At 56.3% G+C, this 17,569-nt stretch carries 14 protein-coding genes; 8 read left to right on the top strand and 6 right to left on the bottom strand.

Annotation, left to right across the window (positions count from 1 at the left end; genetic code table 11):
* Window positions 1–33: 33 nt before the first annotated feature.
* Window positions 34–1,215, top strand: a complete 1,182-nt coding sequence (gene pncB / locus JFC11_RS06865; RefSeq protein ID WP_198349052.1) for a nicotinate phosphoribosyltransferase — start codon at window positions 34–36, stop codon at window positions 1,213–1,215.
* A gap of 17 nt (window positions 1,216–1,232) precedes the next feature.
* Here pncB and JFC11_RS06870 read toward each other — a convergent pair whose 3' ends face one another.
* A complete protein-coding gene (locus JFC11_RS06870) occupies window positions 1,233–1,721 on the bottom strand; it encodes a DUF2938 domain-containing protein (RefSeq protein ID WP_198349053.1) in 489 nt (162 codons plus the stop codon).
* Window positions 1,722–1,942: 221 nt separating this feature from the next.
* Here JFC11_RS06870 and JFC11_RS06875 point away from each other — a divergent pair, with 221 nt between their 5' ends.
* Entirely contained in the window at window positions 1,943–2,407 is a 465-nt protein-coding gene (locus tag JFC11_RS06875) for a helix-turn-helix domain-containing protein (RefSeq protein WP_198349054.1), read from the top strand.
* Between the two features lie 55 nt (window positions 2,408–2,462).
* Here JFC11_RS06875 and recC read toward each other — a convergent pair whose 3' ends face one another.
* Window positions 2,463–6,074 (bottom strand): exodeoxyribonuclease V subunit gamma, encoded by a 3,612-nt coding sequence (gene recC, locus JFC11_RS06880; RefSeq protein ID WP_198349055.1) that lies wholly within the window; start codon window positions 6,072–6,074, stop codon window positions 2,463–2,465.
* Between the two features lie 146 nt (window positions 6,075–6,220).
* On the opposite strand from recC, the gene JFC11_RS06885 reads away from it, so the two are divergent.
* From JFC11_RS06885 to chrA, 4 genes are all read left to right on the top strand, one after another.
* Window positions 6,221–6,541 carry a type II toxin-antitoxin system RelE/ParE family toxin gene (locus tag JFC11_RS06885; RefSeq protein ID WP_038477087.1) on the top strand — a complete coding sequence of 107 codons (321 nt, stop codon included), beginning with the start codon at window positions 6,221–6,223 and terminating at the stop codon, window positions 6,539–6,541.
* Window positions 6,538–6,828, top strand: a complete 291-nt coding sequence (locus JFC11_RS06890) for a helix-turn-helix domain-containing protein (RefSeq protein WP_319618651.1) — start codon at window positions 6,538–6,540, stop codon at window positions 6,826–6,828. The genes JFC11_RS06885 and JFC11_RS06890 overlap by 4 nt, the downstream gene beginning before the upstream one ends.
* Window positions 6,829–6,954: 126 nt before the next feature.
* The gene (gene ilvD, locus JFC11_RS06895; RefSeq protein WP_198349056.1) at window positions 6,955–8,631 is read left to right on the top strand and encodes a dihydroxy-acid dehydratase; all 1,677 of its coding nucleotides are present in this window, start codon (window positions 6,955–6,957) and stop codon (window positions 8,629–8,631) included.
* Window positions 8,632–8,871: 240 nt separating this feature from the next.
* Complete coding sequence (chrA, locus tag JFC11_RS06900; RefSeq protein WP_198349057.1) at window positions 8,872–10,065, top strand: chromate efflux transporter; 1,194 nt, start codon at window positions 8,872–8,874, stop codon at window positions 10,063–10,065.
* A gap of 19 nt (window positions 10,066–10,084) precedes the next feature.
* Here the strand turns inward: chrA and JFC11_RS06905 are convergent, their stop codons facing one another.
* From JFC11_RS06905 to JFC11_RS06920, 4 genes are all read right to left on the bottom strand, one after another.
* The gene (locus tag JFC11_RS06905) at window positions 10,085–13,180 is read right to left on the bottom strand and encodes a molybdopterin dinucleotide binding domain-containing protein (RefSeq protein WP_198349058.1); all 3,096 of its coding nucleotides are present in this window, start codon (window positions 13,178–13,180) and stop codon (window positions 10,085–10,087) included.
* Window positions 13,173–14,360 carry an NrfD/PsrC family molybdoenzyme membrane anchor subunit gene (nrfD, locus tag JFC11_RS06910; protein WP_095603845.1) on the bottom strand — a complete coding sequence of 396 codons (1,188 nt, stop codon included), beginning with the start codon at window positions 14,358–14,360 and terminating at the stop codon, window positions 13,173–13,175. Before nrfD ends, JFC11_RS06905 begins: the two co-directional genes overlap by 8 nt.
* A complete protein-coding gene (dsrO, locus tag JFC11_RS06915) occupies window positions 14,344–15,135 on the bottom strand; it encodes a sulfate reduction electron transfer complex DsrMKJOP subunit DsrO (RefSeq protein WP_198349059.1) in 792 nt (263 codons plus the stop codon). The genes nrfD and dsrO overlap by 17 nt, the downstream gene beginning before the upstream one ends.
* Before the next feature lie 256 nt (window positions 15,136–15,391).
* On the bottom strand, window positions 15,392–15,664 hold the full coding sequence (locus JFC11_RS06920) for an XRE family transcriptional regulator (RefSeq protein ID WP_038477068.1): 273 nt from the start codon (window positions 15,662–15,664) through the stop codon (window positions 15,392–15,394).
* Between the two features lie 218 nt (window positions 15,665–15,882).
* Between JFC11_RS06920 and purE the strand changes: the two genes are divergently transcribed.
* Together purE and JFC11_RS06930 are read left to right on the top strand one after the other, a co-directional pair.
* Entirely contained in the window at window positions 15,883–16,395 is a 513-nt protein-coding gene (gene purE / locus JFC11_RS06925) for a 5-(carboxyamino)imidazole ribonucleotide mutase (protein WP_198349060.1), read from the top strand.
* Window positions 16,396–16,407: 12 nt separating this feature from the next.
* Window positions 16,408–17,547, top strand: a complete 1,140-nt coding sequence (locus JFC11_RS06930; protein ID WP_198349061.1) for a 5-(carboxyamino)imidazole ribonucleotide synthase — start codon at window positions 16,408–16,410, stop codon at window positions 17,545–17,547.
* The last annotated feature ends 22 nt before the right edge of the window (window positions 17,548–17,569 follow it).

Here is a 17,569-nt window from a genome sequence, read left to right on the forward strand (position 1 = left end):
AGCGGCTTCGGTTCACTCACACGAAGGGATCTCATGCTGACCTCGCTTCTGGACAATGACTTCTACAAGATCACGATGCAGAACGCCGTGATCAAACGCTTTCCCTATGCACATGCACGCTACGCATTTATCAATCGTGGCCAGCACGCGTTTCCTGAAGGCTTTGGTACTGCGCTTCGCCACGAGGTCGATAAAATGGCGACGCTTCGCCTGAATGACCAGGAAAAGCGCTACCTGGAAGTTACCTGCCCTTATCTTGACCCGACCTATCTCGATTTTCTGGCCGGCTTTCGTTACGAACCTTCTGAGGTAATCATCGAACAGCAGGGCAGTGAGCTTTCGGTGGTTATCGAGGGGCCTTGGTACCGCACGATTTTATGGGAAGTGCCGCTGATGGCGTTGATCAGCGAACTTTGGTATCGGCTACGCGGCGTCTCGGTGACCCATGATGACGATGCACTGATCGAGCAACGCACCCAGGAGAAGATCGAGCTTTATCGCCGCTTAGGGCTGAAAATTGCCGAGTTCGGCACGCGTCGCCGTTTCTCATTTGAGGTTCATGATCGAGTGGTGGAAGCGCTGCGTCACTATGGTGGTGAAGCCTTTAGCGGCACTAGCAATGTACTTTTGGCTATGCGTCACGACGTGAAGCCGATAGGCACCCACGCCCACGAGTGGTTTATGTTCCATGGTGCCCGCTTTGGCTTCAAAATGGCCAACAGTCTTGCCCTAGAGCACTGGGTGGATGTGTATCGTGGCGATCTGGGGATTGCCCTAACGGATACCTTCACATCGTCCGCTTTCTTCGACAGCTTCGATAAAAAATTCGCCAAGCTATTCGATGGCGTACGCCATGATAGCGGCGACCCGATTGAGTTTGCCTCCCAAACCATCGCTCACTATGAACGCCTGGGTATTAACCCGCTGAGCAAAACCATTATTTTTTCGGATGCCTTAACGCCGGAAAAAGTCGAGCGCATTCAAGCGTTTTGTCAGGAACGGATTGGGATGGCGTTTGGCATCGGCACCAACTTCACTAACGATGTCGGCGTTGAGCCGATGAATATGGTGATCAAAATGGTCGAGGCGCGCCCCGAAGGGCAGGGCTGGCTGCCGGTGATCAAACTCTCCGATGTGCCGGATAAGCATACCGGCGACCCGGAGATGATTTCGTTAGCAAAACGGATACTCTCGTTAAGCGAGACGAGTATTTAAGCCGGTTTTATGCTGGCCTAAAGAACCCGCATCACTATGACGCCTGCCAGCCAGAGGCCAGCGCCAAAACTGGCATGCGCGAAAAGACTACGCAGCCTGGCGGTGGTTGGCTGCGGCGTCTTGCGGGCGGCAATCCCTGCTCCCATACCAGGCTGCAGGATTAGAAACGGCGCAATTACCGTTATCACACCGAAGCCTAACGCCGGTATGAGTGTGGGGCGTGCCAGCCAGTTTGGCCCAACTAGCACTAAGAATATGATCGCGAAAGCGACGCCAATCAGGTAGTGCGCCAGCCACCCTAGCCCCATTTCTGCTCGAATCGGGGCGCTTTCACCAATCGGCCGGTGGATGAACCTGCCTTTCGGCAAGTGCCCTAGCCAACGCCCAACCATGGCGTAATTCAGCGAGGGAATACCCAGCAGCCGCTTCTGCAGCAGCGCGACCATATCCATAAAAGCGGTTGCTCCCAGGCCGAGCAGTAGCGCATTGGTCAGCAGCCCATTCATTGCTGCACTCCTGGCATTTTTGCCTCGCTCATCTTTGTGCTTGTTATCCTTGCTCTTGTTAACGGTTTAGCAACGGCGTATGGGCGGCTGTGCGTATTGAAAACAGGCATGTTTGTTAGACTCCAGACAGTGTGGATAGAAGTTTGGCTAGAAGCGTGGGTGGATACGTAGGGGAGAAGCGTTGTAGCCTATTACTTCAAGTCAACTTTAAGTCAAGTGCCATGCTCGATATTTCCGAACTGTCTCGAAAAAGTGGTATTCCTGCCTCGAAATTGCGTTATTACGAGGAAGTTGGCCTGATTAGGTCGGTGGGGCGCAATGGTCTGCGGCGGGTTTTTGAGACCAGCGTTTTAACACGCTTGTCGCTGATTGCACTGGGGCAGGTCGCGGGTTTTTCACTGGCCGAGATGCGCGACATGCTCGGCACGCAACGGCAGCCGGAAATCGACCGTGAAGCGGTGAGTGCTAAGGCAGATCTTCTGGACCGCCACATTAACGAACTGACAGCCCTTCGTGACGGTTTGCGTCATGTGGCGACCTGCTCCGCGCCGAGTCATCTGGAGTGCCCGACGTTTCAGCGTCTAATGCGCATCGCATTGGCTCGCCAGACTGGGCGAAAGCCTGAGCAGCAAAAGCGCCTTACGCAGCAAAACAGCCGTGCCAAGCAGAAAGGGAGCAAACCCTGATCACCACATGGACACGGTTGAGCTTGAACAGGGGCTAGAAGAGGCGCTTAACGCATTACGATGCCGCTTTCTTCGCGTTATCTTTCTTCGCATTACCTTTCACGGCCTTGAAAAGCGGAGCGTACAGCGCTTCCGTGAGTTCGGCAAAGGTGTGCTTTTCGTTGGCGGTGCGGTCAAAAAACAGCCGCTCGAAGCGGGGCCATTGATGGCCGAGATAAGGGCTCTGGTCGGCTTCGCCGGTGGTTTTAAATCCGCTCTCATAGACTTTTTCGGCTGCGGCGTAGGCGTCGCTTTCCCTGCCTTTCTCAATCGCAATGTCAGGTGTGCCCAGTTTTGTCAGCCAAGCAAAGGCGGTCTGGGGAGCTAGCGGAAGCGGCTCTTCCAGGCCGTGTAGCCAGGCGCTTAGCTGGGTTTCCAGGTGGGCGCGGGCGATGTCGGCAGCGATAGGTTCCAGGGTGATGTTGCCGGCCTTGGAAAGCAGCTGGGTGGTCATCGGACCGCTGAGATTGCCCGCGAGGTGGGCAACCCAGTGGCGTAGCAGCAGATGCCACTGGTACTTGCTGTTTTTAACCAGGCTGCTGCTAAGCAATAACAGGCGGCAGCGGTTGCCCGCGTCATCCTGGCGTAACTCGCCCAGCCAATCTTCCAACGTAATACCGTTACTGCCTGCCAGGTGAATGGCTTCTGGGTCACCTAGCGCAATCGGCCAAGCGTCCAAAGCATCTTCGTAGTCGCTGAACAGGGCTTCCATGGGTTCTGCTAAGGCATCGCGCATGCGCTCGCCAAAGGCACCCATGGCCAATACGCCTTGGCCCTGAAAACGCTCAAGGGCTGTGTGCAGTGCTTCAATGCGTGGCTCGCCGCGATCAATGGCGTGGCGCTGAGCGGCGATCAGTTGGTCTTGTAGCTGCCAGTTTTGCAGGCCATCCAGGGCGAACGGTTCTTCGTCTAGCTCGGCAATCGCTTCCTGCTCGAAATACACCCCCAACCGAGTATTGAAGAAGGCGCGTACTGGCTCGCGTAGGAATTGGCCTAACTGGCCAAGCGTCAGGCTGGTTGGGATGTTTTCCGGTGGGGGAAGTGTGGATTGGGCAGCTTGAGGCGTGCGTGGTGCGTGTACCTCGCGCCATTCATGTGCATAGGTAAACAGTCGAGTGACTTGCGTGTTGGCATCAAAATAAGCGCGGCTAAACGGCTGCAGCGGATGCTCGGTGGTTAGCGCTTCCAGCAGCGGCGTGCCGTTCTCGATCTGCCAGCCTGTTTCCAGATGGTCACGCAGTTGGCCGACCAGTACCGAAGGTGGTAGCGGGGTGTTGTCGATTTGGCTTCTGCCTACCCAGCTTATGTAGAGCTGGTCGCGGGCGGAGAGCAGTGCTTCCAAAAACAGGTAGCGGTCATCTTCCCGGCGGGAACGGTCACCGGGGCGGTAGTCACTGCCCATCAAATCAAAATCTAGCGGTGGCTGAGAGCGGGGGTACTCTCCGTCGTTCATGCCCAGCAGGCACACGCGCTTAAACGGAATGGCGCGCATGGGCATTAGCGTGGCGAAGTTAACGGCACCTGCTAGAAAACGCTGGGAAAGACTATGTTCATCAATCTGTGCCAGCCAGTGTTCGCGCACCATGGAGAGCGGCAGCGGTTCGTTTAACTGGGCTTCCTCGCTGCTTTCCAGCATTTGCTGCAAGCCGTTTTCCAGCTTGGTGAGCATCACGCTTTCTTGGGCGTCGTCGGTAAGAAAGAAGGTTTCCAGCAGCGTGCGTAGCCGCGCTACCCAGTTAGCGGCATCGGTGGGCTGGCAGAAGGTTTCCCAGGTCTCTTCGAGCTTTTCCAACAAGGTGGCTAACGGCCCGGCAAGGCCCGCTTCCAGCCCGCCGATGTCGTCAAACGGCTCGATACCTTGCCATGCGTGGCCTTCGCCCACGGTGTAGCCCAGCAGCAAGCGGCGCAGACCAAACGCCCAGGTATTTTGGCTTAGCCCGCCGGGAAGTTCGAGAGTCTGGCGCTGCTTGGCATTTAGCCCCCAGCGGATACCTGCGCCTTCCATCCAGCGCTCTAGTACCGGCAGGTCACGCTCTTCCAGCCCAAAGCGCTGGCGCAGAGCGGGCACATCGAGCAGATCCAGTAAGTCGCTGACCGAAAGGCGCAGTTCTGGCAGGCGCAGCAGCTTTTCCAGGGCAATCATTAGTGGCAGGCGGTGGCGGCTGGCTTGGTCGGAAAGCGTATAGGGTATATGCCGCGGGTCGTCATTTTGTAGCTGGCCAAACACCGCGGCGATATGCGGCGCGTAGCGGTCGATATCTGGCACCATGACGATGATATCCCGCGGGCGCAGGTTGGGGTCGGCACTGAAGGCGGCCAGCAGCTGGTCGTGGAGAATCTCAACTTCCCGCTGGGGGCCATGGGCAATATGAAACACAATGGAGTCATCTGCCGCGTTTAGCGCTGGCCAGTGAGTTTGGGTTTCCGCTACGGGGCGCAGTTCGCGAATATCATCTTGCAGTTGGCTGAGCAGGCAGTCGCGATCAACGCCGTTAAACGGCTCGAACATATCAATGCGCAGCGCCTGCTGCTCAAACAAAGTTTGATAATTGCCCGAATCGTCGTGTTCATCCAGCAGGCGCAGGTAGTCGCGGCCCTGCTTGCCCCAAGCGGCGAGTAGCGGTTGAGCGTGCAGATGCAGGGCATCGTCGGCGTCGCCAGTGCCCAGTACATCCAACGCTTCGGGCATGCCGGTTTTGCGCCGCTGGCGGTAGCGGTTGGCGCGCAGTAAATCTTTGTGCTCGATGATATCTGCCCAGTAGAACTGGCAGGGGTTGTGCACACACAGCACGATTTGGCAGCAGCGAGAGAGCGCCGCCAGCGCTTCCAAGGTTTGTTGGGGCAGCGATGAAATACCAAAAATAATCAGCCGCCGAGGCAAGCCGCGCGGGCAGGGCTGGCCTTCCAGCTGTTCTGTCGCTTTCAAAAAGCGCCGATGCACCTGGGCACGGCTACTGTTAAGGCCTGCATCGCCTTGGGTGGCGGCGACATCCTCGCGCAGAATGCGCCATAGCGCAGGCTGCCAGCGCTGGTGCTCTTCCAGCGGGCGGGGCTCGCCCCGAGCGGTAATTAGCACGTCGTCACCGTTGGCCCAGGTATCCAACCAGTCGGCGCGGTAGACCTGATACTGGTCGAACAAATCCGCCAGCCGCTCGGCCAATTGGTAGTGCTTGCGCTGGTCGCGGTCGACTTCCAAGAACTGCGCCAGCGGCGCGAACACTTCCTGCCCCGCTAGTGTGGGCAGCAGGCGCAGCAGCCGCCACACCAAGCGCGATTTATCAAACGGCGAGGTTTCAGGCACCGCGTCGCCATCTTGATCAACGTGGGTGAGCACCGTGCGGTAGGCCTGCCATAGAAACCGAGCAGGCAGCATGACATCCAGCGCGGCGGCGATGCCTGCGCCGCCATTCTCTGGGTCTTCCGCCAACGCCAGCTTTAACCACTGCCCAATGCCGTTGCTCTGCACCAGAATGGTCTCGTTTTCCAACGGCCCCAACGGGTGCAAGCGCATCCACTGCACCGCCAGCCCGCGCAAGTCTTCCAGGCGATTAGCGTGCACCACCATAAAGCCAGGGGTAAGCGACGTTGGCGAGAACGGTGTTGGTGAGCAGTGTGAATTGGCAGACATGCGTTGGTGTTCCTTCGCGGCATTAGGCATTGGGAATAGCGCGTAGCGCTATGGTGCCATAAGTTAAAGGAACTCGCGTGCATCAGAGTTAGGAACTTTTACAGAAGCTGAGTTATCATAAAGGATAACTTGATCGGAGCTTGGCAATGGAATGGCAGGTTAGTTTTTACCCCGGCGTGGAGAAAGAGATTCTCGGCATGCCGCCAAAAATACAAGCTAGAATGCTCCGGTTGCTGGAAATGGTAGAGGAGCATGGCGCGAACTTGGGGCCACCGCATACAGAGTCGATGGGCGATGGTCTTTTCGAAATTAGAGCAAAAGCAAAAGAGGGCATTGGGCGTTCTTTGTTTTGCTATGTGCACGGACGACAGGTTGTGATTCTTTATGCATTTGTCAAAAAGAGCCAAAAAACGCCTCGTCAGGCGCTGATGTTGGCTCGATCAAGACAGCGTGAGGTGCAGTCGTGATTAACTTAAAAGCATTGAAAGAGCAGGCGCTTCAAAACCCTGAGGTGAAAGCAGAGTATGACCGTTTGGCGCCAGAGTTTGAGCTGGCGACAACGCTTATTTCTATGCGTCAGCGTGCTGGCTTAACTCAGGAGGAGTTAGCCAAGCGCTTGCATACCCAGAAAAGTAACATCAGTAGGCTAGAGCGTGGAGATAGCAATCCCGGTTGGAAAACGCTGCAACGCTATGCGGATGCCTGCGGATTTGAGCTGTCTGTTCAGGCTCAGCGGCATAAAACAGCTATTTAACGTAAATAGTACGCCATAAGTGAGTACTTGGGTTTTTCATCTTTGCTTGCGTGAACGCCATGGCATCGCCAAGCTATGTGGATACCGTGCGTAAAGCGATGTGAGTCAAGCAAAGAGGAATTCCCCATGACCGAGCCTACTACGAATACCCGCCGCCATTCAGCCCAGGTGGTGGATGGCCCTGGCAAGGCTGCCAGCCGCGCAATGCTGCGGGCGGTGGGGTTTAACGATGATGACTTTATCAAGCCTCAGGTGGGCGTTGCGTCTACCTGGAGCATGGTGACCCCGTGCAATAGCCATATTGGTGAGTTGGCAGAGTTCGCCCGTGACGGTGCCGACGCGGCGGGTGGTAAAGGGGTGATCTTTAATACCATCACTATTTCCGATGGCATTGCTAACGGCACTGAAGGCATGAAGTACTCGCTGGTTTCCCGCGAGGTGATCGCCGATTCCATTGAAACCGTAGCGGGCTGTGAAGGCTTTGATGGGCTGGTGGCTATCGGCGGTTGCGATAAAAATATGCCGGGTTGCGTGATGGGTTTGGCGCGGCTGAATCGCCCCAGCGTGTTTGTGTATGGCGGCACCATTATGCCCGGTAAGGGCCATACCGATATCGTGTCGGTATTTGAGGCGATGGGCGCGCACTCCCGTGGTGATATTGACCTGATCGAACTGAAAAACATCGAAGAAACCGCGATTCCTGGCCCGGGGTCCTGTGGCGGTATGTACACGGCCAATACGATGGCATCTGCCATTGAAGCATTGGGTATGAGCCTGCCAGGTAGCTCGGCGCAGAACGCTATTTCCCAAGACAAGCGCGATGACTGTAAAGCGGCAGGTGAGGCCGTGCTGGCACTGCTGGCCAGTGACATCAAGCCTTCTGACATCATGACCCGCGAAGCGTTTGAGAATGCGATTACCGTGGTGATTGCGCTGGGTGGCTCTACCAATGCGGTGCTGCATTTGATTGGCATGGCGCGCACCATTGGCGTGGAACTGACGCTTGCCGATTTCACCGAGATCGGCAAGCGCGTGCCGGTGGTCGCTGACCTGCGTCCCAGTGGCCACTATATGATGAGCGAGCTGGTGGCGATTGGTGGCATTCAGCCGCTGATGAAAATTCTGCTGGATGCTGGGTTGCTGCACGGCGACTGCTTAACAGTGACCGGTAAAACGCTGGCCGAAAACCTGGAAGATGTTGAGACTTATCCTATGGATCAGCAGATTATTGCGCCGCTGGGTAACCCGCTTAAAGCCGAAAGCCATCTGCGTATTCTGTTTGGCAACCTGGCGCCGGAAGGTGCAGTGGCCAAAATTACCGGTAAGGAAGGGACGCGCTTTAGCGGTTCGGCGCGGGTGTTTGGCTCTGAAGAAGAGGCCCAGGCGCGCATTAACGACGGTACCGTGGTGGCGGGCGATGTCGTGGTGATTCGCTATGAAGGCCCGAAAGGCGGCCCCGGCATGCGCGAAATGCTTACGCCAACGTCTGCGATTATGGGGCGCGGCTTGGGTAATGATGTGGCGTTGATTACCGATGGGCGCTTCTCCGGTGGCAGCCATGGCTTTGTTGTCGGGCACGTATCGCCGGAAGCTTTCGATGGTGGCCCGCTGGCGCTGGTACAGGATGGCGATGCCATCACCATTGATGCGGAAGCCGACACCATTGAAGTGGACATCAGCGATGAAGAGATGATGCGCCGCCGCGCCGCCTGGCAGCAGCCAGAACCGCGCTACCGCAAAGGCGTGCTGGCGAAGTATGCCAAGTTGGTCAGTTCTGCCAGTACCGGTGCTGTTACCGATTAACCTGCATATCAATACGTGAAGGTGCCTGGATCAGCCCGCGGGTGCCTCATTCGCTCGTGCCTCGCGAGATTCGTTACCACGCGCTACTTAAATCATTGAATAGGAAGATTTTGTAGCGCGGTGTAAGTGTCAGCGCACCCGCGTTGATGAAGCCCCTGCGGATGATCGTGCACACTGTCATCACTGTGTCAGCTTTAATCAGTAGGTTAGGTCTTTTGTCCACATGGGGAAGCTTACGCCATGGCTGAAAAGCACCATCTGAACGGGCGGGTAAGCGAGGTGTTTTGGGCGTTTTTGGCCTTGGGCTTGACCTCGTTTGGCGGGCCAGTGGCGCACCTAGGCTATTTTCGCACGGCCTTTGTGGAGCGCCGACAGTGGTTAAGCGAAAGCGCCTACGCGGATCTTGTGGCGCTGTGCCAATTTTTGCCGGGGCCAGCCAGTAGCCAAGTGGGCTTTGCTTTGGGATTAATGCGCGCCGGGCCTTGGGGGGCGGCCATGGCGTGGCTGGCGTTTACGCTGCCTTCCGCCATAGTACTGGTGCTGTTTGCGTTTGGCGCGGCGGTACTGGATGGTCCGATTGCCAGCGGCATTATTCATGGCTTAAAAGTTGTCGCGGTGGCTATTGTGGCCCACGCGGTGTGGGGCATGGCGCGTAACCTATGCCCCGATAAAATCCGGGTGGGGATTGCGCTGGCGGCAGTATTTATTGTGGTGATGGTCAGCGGGCCGCTGGGGCAGGTCGCTGCTATTGTGCTAGGCGGTATCGCCGGGTTGGCACTGTGCCGCATGGTTGCCGCGGCTACGCCTAGTGAACCACTGCAGTTTCCAGTATCTCGCCGTGCAGGCACGATGGCGTTGGGGCTGTTCGCTGCGCTACTGGGTTTGCTGCCGTTGTTGGCCGGTAGCGCCGCGTGGCTAGCAGTGGCCGATGCGTTTTATCGTTCAGGCGCACTGGTATTTGGCGGCGGGCATGTGGTGCTGCCGCTGTTGGAAGCGGAAGTGGTGCAATCCGGCTGGATTACCGCAGATGAGTTTTTGGCAGGCTATGGGGCTGCCCAGGCGGTGCCAGGGCCGCTATTCACCTTTGCAGCGTACTTAGGCGCGCTACTGCCCGGTATGAATGGCGTGGTTGGCGCGCTGCTGGCATTGTTGGCGATCTTTATTCCTGGCTTTTTGCTGTTGGTGGGGGTGTTGCCCTTTTGGAATCATTTTCGCCGTTGGCAGAGCGCTCAGGCGTTGATGCGCGGGGCTAACGCGGCAGTGGTGGGTATTTTAGGCGCGGCGCTGTATCAGCCGGTATGGACCAGCGCGATTATTGGGCCTTATGAATTTGTTCTGGCGCTGACGGGTTTTTTACTGCTGACCGTCTGGAAACTACCGGCGTGGATTGTGGTGATCGTAATCGCCTTGGGTGGGGTAGTGATCACGCTGTAGTGTCACTACCCCAGCCGGTTTAAACGCGGCTTACTCTCACCGGTAGGCCTTGGCGCACGCTGGCGCCGCTAATCGGTTCAAGCCATGTGCCGCCTACCTCCCGTGTAGGGTCTTGAAAGCCCAGGTCGTTGATGTTGATACCTGCGCGCATCCAGGGCATATCTGGCTGGGCTTGACCGTCAATGATGTGTGGCGTGGCACCTAAATCTTTGTGCCCGTAGCCGTGTTCAATACCCAATGCACCGGGCACAACGCTTTCGCTAACCAGCGCAAGCCCCACCACGCTTCCGCCTGGGCTTTCAATGCGGATGGTGTCGCCATGCTGGATGCCGAAGCGCTCGGCATCTTGGCGGTGCATTTGCACCGGGTTATACGGCTTGATCATTCTTAGCCGCTCGTTACCAATGGCGTAAGAGTTCATCAGGTTAGACTTGAATGAAAACGCTAGCAGCGGCCACTCCTGCTCGGAAAAAACCTCACGCATGGGTTGCTTGTTGGCGAGCTGTGGCAACTTGTGACAGGGCACGCCGCTATTGGGTAACCCGTTAGTGGTATCAATGCTGGTGCCCACCGCTTCGTTGTAAATACACAGCGTTTTTTTCCACTGATGTTTCAGGTGTTCGCCGACAAAGTGTTCGCTTGCCTCTTCGAAACGCCCACCCCGGGCGTAAAGGTAGGCAACGCGGCCGCGCTCATCAGCTTTAAGTGTACGTTCGAGTTTGGGCAGCAGTGGGGTAATTCCGCCATGGGCAATGTCCTCGGCGTTCGCTTCTGGCAGTGGTTCATCTTGAAAGGCAATATTGGCGGCCGCCCGTAGGTAATAATCTTCAGCGCGGTTGAGCGGATGAAGATTGCCGTCGGCATCGGGAATAGCGTTGTCGCCGAAGCCTGGCAGCCCTAGCCGTTTAGCAACGGCGATAAAGAAGCTGTCCATAGATACCGGCTCACCTTCAGCGGTTTTTTGCTGGCGGGGTTCTACCACTGGCCAGCAAGCGGTGGAGAGTTTACCCAGCGTGCCTTTCCAGGAGCCTGCAAAGCCCCATACTTCGTACATCACCGAATCAGGCACAATGTAGTCGGCATAGCGGTTGGTTTCGTTGATAAACCCATCGATTGCAACAAAGAGCCCTAACCGTTTGGGGTCTTTCAGCTTATCGACAATTACCCCTTTCAGGCCCGCTTGGCCATAAATTGGGTTAGCCATACAGCCAATCACCGCTTTGATCGGATAGGGGTAGCCATCCAATGCGGAAGGTAAGTGCTCGGTGAGCGTTGGCGGTGCCAATGAACGCCAGGGCGCTTTCGCGGGATAGGGGTTTTCGCCTGTCGCGACCTTGCGCTGGTACTCCGATGATTTCTCGTAGGGAAAGCGTGAACGGGAGAGAAATACGCCTTTGGGCCCACGTTTGCCAGGGAAGTTGGCGAGGTCGTAGCGGGGGCCTTCGCCGGTGCCGCTGTAGGTGCCGCCGCCCACGGCGCTGCCACCTTTCATATTGTAGTTGCCAGCCAGCAAGTTAAGCATTTGCACGCTAAACGCGGCGTAAAAGCCATTGCCTGACATCATGCCGCCGTGGCAGTTAACGGCAGCTTTTCTGCCATGGCTAGCATAACGTTGAGCCAGCTCGATAATCGTTGCCTTGGGAATGCCACAATGTTCAGCGTAGGTGTCCAGGTCGTACTCATTGGCGGATTCACGCAGCAGCGCTAGGCTGGTTTTGACGGTGACGGTGCTGCCGTCGGCAAGCTCCACTGGGCGTTCGGCAAACAGGTCCGCGGTCATTACCTCTTCGCATAGTGCAAGGTCGCCCCCTGACACCACGACGGGTAGGTCGGCATCGCTACCTGGCTCGGCAAAACCAAGGTCGCTGGCGCGCAAAAAGTAGCCTCGGCGCGGGTGCTCGAAGGTATCAATCACTAAATGGGTGGCATTGGAGTGAGTGGTTTCCCCTGCTGCACCGGCGGCGGCTTGACCAGGTAATTCCAGAAATTCCTTTGCATAGCCGTGGTTATCCAATAGCCACTGAATAAGCGCCATGGCAAAGGCGCTGTCGGTGCCAGGGCGGATCGGCACCCAGCGGTTGTTGTCCGCGGCATGGGAAGTCGCAGCATTAAGCGCAGGATCCACCACCACATATTCCAGCGTGCCGGCGGCGCGTGCCTGTGCAAGCAAGCGGCCCTGGCGTTTAAACGGGTTGCCTGCCTGGCTGGGTGCGCAGCCGATATACATGATAAAGCGTGCGTTCTGTATATCTGGCTTTACGTGAGCATTAGTGACGATGTTGTTCATCACTGCCCCAGAGCCCATGCGGAACGCTAGGCCACAGTAAGCGCCATGATGACCATAGTTGCGGGTCGCAAAGGCGTTTAAGGTGAAGCGTTTAAGTAAATCCGAGCGCCCGTAGTCGGTGGCTTCCATGACCATCAGTTGATTAGCCTTGGGGCCGTACTCAGGGTTGTCGGGGTCAATCAGCGTGTCGTGGTCGCGAATGTCACGTAGGCCGTCTACCTGACCTTCACCGAACAGATCGCCTCCTTCGCAAATTTCCTCGATAAGTTGCTCAAACGATATTTTTTGCCACTCGCGACTGCCTCGTTCACCGACCCGTTTAAGGCAGTGATCAATACGGAACGGGTTGGTGATCTGGCTCATCATTGCGTTGCCACGGGCACACGCGGTAGAGCGGTTAACTTGCCCTTGTTCTTGGTAAGCACTCACGCTGCGTAATGCATCTGCCACCGGTGTGCGCATTGGCAAATGGTCATCGGCAGAAAGTGGATGGTAGGGGTTGCCAGCTACTCGCAGCACTTCGCCACGCGTGTCATCGACCCGCACGCGCACACCGCACTGGGTGGTGCAGCCGTAGCAAATAGTAAAAGCGACCCGTTGATCGGGGGTGAGCGTTAGTTCGCCGGTCGCTAAATCGACACGATATTCAGGCGTTAGCGAATTGCCATGAATATTATGCTGCGGTTTTTCACCTGCGCTGCCGGTAATGCCTTTGGCCATTTTAGCCAACGGGTCGGCGTAGCCCACGGCAAAGGTAGCAGCACCACCAGCGGCAGCTGCACCTTTTAGAAAGCGACGGCGTGAGGGATCTTGAGCAGACTTAGCCATGACTAGGCGCTCCTTTGTTAGCAGTGAGTGGGGCGCGCGATGCAGCTTGGTCGTTGCCTGGTAGCTGACTGCCTTGTTGGGCCTGTCGCCATGGAATAAATAGCTCGATCAGTAAAATGGCCGCCAGCCACAGCCCGAAAGTGCCGACAATGCCTAAGATGCCGGAAGAGCCAGCAGGGATACCGTAGTGATGGAAACCTGCGCTGTTACGGGCTACATGTTGAACATCCATCAGCACTACCCAACGGAACATCCAGCCCATGTGGATTGCCACCAGGCCTAGCAACCATGCCCAGGCAAACAGTGCTGGCTGGCGCTGAGCCGAACGCGTTAACAGAAATACCACGCTGGCAAATAGCGCAACGCCGGTAAGGCCACCCCAAAGTGCGGTGCTGCGCCAAGAGGGGCTGAAACGGACAGATTCCAATGCCGCCGCCACTGAGCCAACGTGGGCATTCAAGCCATCTAACAACCAACTGAGCGCTATAAGCCCCGCTAGCGCACAGAAGGCTAGCAGGACATAGAGCATCTGCCGGGTGGCGTCGGGCGCGCAGATTCTACTCACGCGGTTGAGGACCAGTATTAACCCAGCGGCGGCAATAAATCCGCTCGCTACCAGCATGGGCGGTAGCCAAATTGTGTTCCATAAGGGGCGAGCTTTGACGATAGCTAACTCCGCTCCGGTGTAGAGCATAATGCCGCTTGAGAGCATCAGCGCGGCCAACCCCACCAGGGCCACCAGTGCTTTGGGTGTTGCACCACTGCCCATGCTCAGCCACTTGGCAATCAACCCGTTCAGCCCCGCTGCCTGTTGCCGAGCTTGCAGTGCGGGACGCCAAGCCAGCCAGGCGAAGCCTAAAACGCTGATCAGATACAGCGGCAGTACCACACTGCCAATCGACATCCACGAATGCGTATTGGCGTAGGCGTAGAAATGCCAAAAGCGCAGTGGCTGGTGTAGATCTGCCAATAAGGCCACCGGTGCGACTAACGTTGTGCTGACGCAGGCGATGAGCGCTAGACGTGCTGTAGGCAACCAGGATTGCTTGCCAAACACCAGTGCGGGTGCCGCCAGCCAAAGGCTCGCATAGGAGACCGCGATCATAAAAAAGTACTGAACTGCCCAGGGATACCAGGCGATGTCATAGCGTGGGGCGAGTAGTTCAATGGTGGAATTCATAGCCCATCTCCTGGCCGTGGGGGGCGAGCACTTCAAGCGCCACGGGTTCTGCCACGGGGCGTGTAGTGAATCGTTCGTCCATACCTAAATAGAACACTTGGGGAAGGGTGTTTTTTTCTGGCTGAAGCACCATGAGCGCGTCGCGGTGCTCGTTGATCAGACGGCTGATTTGGCTGTCTGGATTGCGCATATCGCCAATAATGCGGGCGCCGCCCACGCAGCTTTCAACGCAGGCAGGCAGTAGCCCTGCTTCTAAACGGTGAGCACAGAAGGTGCATTTGTCGGCAGTTTGAGTGCGCTCATTAATAAAGCGGGCATCGTAGGGGCAGGCATTGACGCAGTAAGCACAGCCGACACAGCGGTCGCTATCTACGACAACGATGCCATCTTGCTGTTGATAGGTCGCCTCAACGGGACAAACCGGCACACAGGGTGGATTTTCGCAGTGGTTGCATAGCCGCGGCAGCATAAACGTTGCCAGTTCGCCACTTTCTTGGTGGTGCACTTCGTACTGAGAGACGGTGGTTCGAAATTGGCCAAGCGGTGCAGCATTCTCGATATGACACGACACCGTGCAGGCCTGGCAGCCGATGCATTGGCGAAGGTCGATTAGCATGCCGTAGCGTTTGCTAGGATCGCCCTCGCGGCGGGCAGGCTGCTGATTAATGCCTGCTTGGGCAAGGCTGGCTGGGGCAAGGCTGGATAGCGGGACTAGCGCAGCGCCCGCGCTTAGTCGGGCCAACTGGCCTAGCAACGACCGACGAACGGCGTCCATAACGCCTCCTTAGCTGATTAAGATGTTGCTGATAGAAACAAGCAGTTGTTTCACAGCGAATGATCTGGATACGCTAAGGTTACGCCTTTGGTATTATAAAAAATTGATACGTGTCAATGGGTTAGCGAGGGTTTCTTAATGTTCCCTTAATCTTGAAACGCTAATTGGCTGTTTTAAAACGAAAACAAGCCTGCCCAGCGGGCAAGCCTGTTAGCAAACAAAAGGGATGAATGATTACGTTAGGTAGCAACTATTGCTATGGCGTCTCCAGCTCTAACGTGCGACGCAAGACATTGAGTTCATCAACATCTAGGTGCTCTAGCCTTCCGGCGAGCAGGTCGCTGATCTTTTGTACTGGAAGCCCAGCCCGGCGGGCTATTTCGCGGCTTCCCAGATCTGATACGGCGATCAGGCGGGTAATGATACGCATGAGGCGCGTACGTTTTTCTAAATCCCTGACATCGAGGTCAGGGCTGCTTCGCGGAGGATCTAGCGTTTCTGCGTGAGCAGTTGAGTATGCCGTACTCATGGGACTCCATCAGTCTGAAATGACAAACACACAATGCCGCCAAGTCGCGCGCTTTTCAATGCTACTTTGATTAAAATTTCGATCTATTTACAAACGCGCTCTAAGCGACTAGCTCTGGTAGACTATGCGCCTTCTAATTTCCTGGTGAGCCGCTTGCGGCACACGGCACATTAAACGCTTGATTGCTTTAGTAGGCCCTTTGGCCGAGGAGTTTTTGCATGTCAAACAGCGCACCCAAAGTGGGCGTGATCATGGGGTCAAAATCTGATTGGCCCGTCATGGAACACGCGGTGGCGATGTTAGAGCGGCTGGGCGTCCCTTATGAGACTCGCGTCGTCTCCGCTCATCGTACCCCTGACTTGTTGTTTGATTATGCTAAAAGCGCCGCTGAACGTGGCCTGCAAGTGATTGTGGCAGGAGCGGGCGGTGCCGCCCATTTGCCCGGCATGGTGGCTTCCCAAACGGCGTTGCCGGTTCTGGGCGTGCCAGTAGAATCCAAAGCGCTTAAAGGCTTGGATTCATTGCTTTCAATTGCGCAGATGCCTGGTGGAATCGCTGTTGGCACACTGGCGATTGGTAAAGCAGGGGCGACCAATGCAGGCCTGTTGGCAGCACAGATTGTCGGTTTGCAAGACACCACCGTGCGTGAAGCGGTCGAGGCTTTCCGCGCTGAGCAAACTCAAATGGTGCTGGATAACCCAGACCCTCGCCCCGATGCGGAAGCGAAATAAGGAATCCCGGCCATGAATTCTGGTATCTCAAAGAACATCGGTGTGCTAGGTGCAGGCCAGCTTGGTCGCATGCTGGCATTGGCTGGCTACCCGCTAGGTAATCGCTTCACCTTTTTAGACACGACCGGCAACCCGAGTGCGGGCATTGGCGATGTGGTTATCGATCCCAACAACCAGCATTTGGCAGAATTTCTCGATAAGGTCGATGTAGTAACCTATGAATTTGAGCATCTGCCCGTAGCGCTGGTTGAGCAAATTGAGCAGCACAAGCCCGTTTACCCAGGAAGCCGCGCAATTGCGGTGTGCCAAAACCGTGTTGAAGAGAAAGCCTTATTCGACCGCTTGGGTATTCCTACACCGGCTTACCGCGTCGTTGAGAGTGCCGAACAGCTTGAAGCGGCAGCGAATGAATTGGGCTGCCCCGTAGTCGCCAAATCAGTGACTGAGGGGTATGACGGTAAAGGGCAGGCGGTGCTGAAAGCGCCAGAGCAAGCTGAAGCGGCATGGAATAGCATTGGTCACCGTCAGCTGATCGTTGAAGCGTTTGTCGATTTTGTACGGGAAGTCTCGATGATTGCCGTGCGCGGTCGTGATGGGGATGTGGTGTTTTATCCTATGGCGGAAAATCAGCATGTAGACGGCATTTTGCGCTATTCCGTTGCGCCGCTACCGGATTTGGCTGCCAGCGTTCAAGAGACAGCCGACAGCTACATTCGCATGCTGTTAGATGAACTTGATTATGTTGGCGTGATGGCGTTGGAACTGTTCCAAACGCGGGATGGTAGCCTGTTGGCTAACGAGATGGCTCCACGCGTGCATAATTCTGGCCACTGGACCATGGACGGTGCGGTCACTAGCCAGTTTGAAAACCATCTGCGCGCTGTGCAAGGCCTACCGCTCGGCAGCACCCAAGCTATTGCGCCTACTTGCATGGTGAACGTCATTGGTCAGGAAGGTGACAATGCCGCGCTGTTGGCGATTGGCAATACTCACTTGCATCGCTATGACAAAGAAGAGCGGGCAGGGCGTAAGCTGGCGCATGTGAATGTCGTCGCTGAGACACATGCTGAGCTGCTTGAAAAAGTGCGTGCTTGCCAGGCATTACTACCTGATGCACCGCCGGTGGCGTGGAGTTTCGAACGCCTACTGTAAAGTTGATGGATTATCACTACGA

The organism is Vreelandella alkaliphila, assembly GCF_016107625.1.
GTDB classification, from domain to species: domain Bacteria; phylum Pseudomonadota; class Gammaproteobacteria; order Pseudomonadales; family Halomonadaceae; genus Vreelandella; species Vreelandella alkaliphila.

Excerpts from the sequence above, each read along its gene's own strand:
- pncB (WP_198349052.1), top strand. The coding sequence starts at position 34 with ATGCTGACCTCGCTTCTGGACAATGACTTCTACAAGATCACGATGCAG.
- JFC11_RS06870 (WP_198349053.1), bottom strand. The coding sequence starts at position 1,721 with ATGAATGGGCTGCTGACCAATGCGCTACTGCTCGGCCTGGGAGCAACC.
- JFC11_RS06875 (WP_198349054.1), top strand. The coding sequence starts at position 1,943 with ATGCTCGATATTTCCGAACTGTCTCGAAAAAGTGGTATTCCTGCCTCG.
- recC (WP_198349055.1), bottom strand. The coding sequence starts at position 6,074 with ATGTCTGCCAATTCACACTGCTCACCAACACCGTTCTCGCCAACGTCG.
- JFC11_RS06885 (WP_038477087.1), top strand. The coding sequence starts at position 6,221 with ATGGAATGGCAGGTTAGTTTTTACCCCGGCGTGGAGAAAGAGATTCTC.
- ilvD (WP_198349056.1), top strand. The coding sequence starts at position 6,955 with ATGACCGAGCCTACTACGAATACCCGCCGCCATTCAGCCCAGGTGGTG.
- chrA (WP_198349057.1), top strand. The coding sequence starts at position 8,872 with ATGGCTGAAAAGCACCATCTGAACGGGCGGGTAAGCGAGGTGTTTTGG.
- JFC11_RS06905 (WP_198349058.1), bottom strand. The coding sequence starts at position 13,180 with ATGGCTAAGTCTGCTCAAGATCCCTCACGCCGTCGCTTTCTAAAAGGT.
- nrfD (WP_095603845.1), bottom strand. The coding sequence starts at position 14,360 with ATGAATTCCACCATTGAACTACTCGCCCCACGCTATGACATCGCCTGG.
- dsrO (WP_198349059.1), bottom strand. The coding sequence starts at position 15,135 with ATGGACGCCGTTCGTCGGTCGTTGCTAGGCCAGTTGGCCCGACTAAGC.
- JFC11_RS06920 (WP_038477068.1), bottom strand. The coding sequence starts at position 15,664 with ATGAGTACGGCATACTCAACTGCTCACGCAGAAACGCTAGATCCTCCG.
- purE (WP_198349060.1), top strand. The coding sequence starts at position 15,883 with ATGTCAAACAGCGCACCCAAAGTGGGCGTGATCATGGGGTCAAAATCT.
- JFC11_RS06930 (WP_198349061.1), top strand. The coding sequence starts at position 16,408 with ATGAATTCTGGTATCTCAAAGAACATCGGTGTGCTAGGTGCAGGCCAG.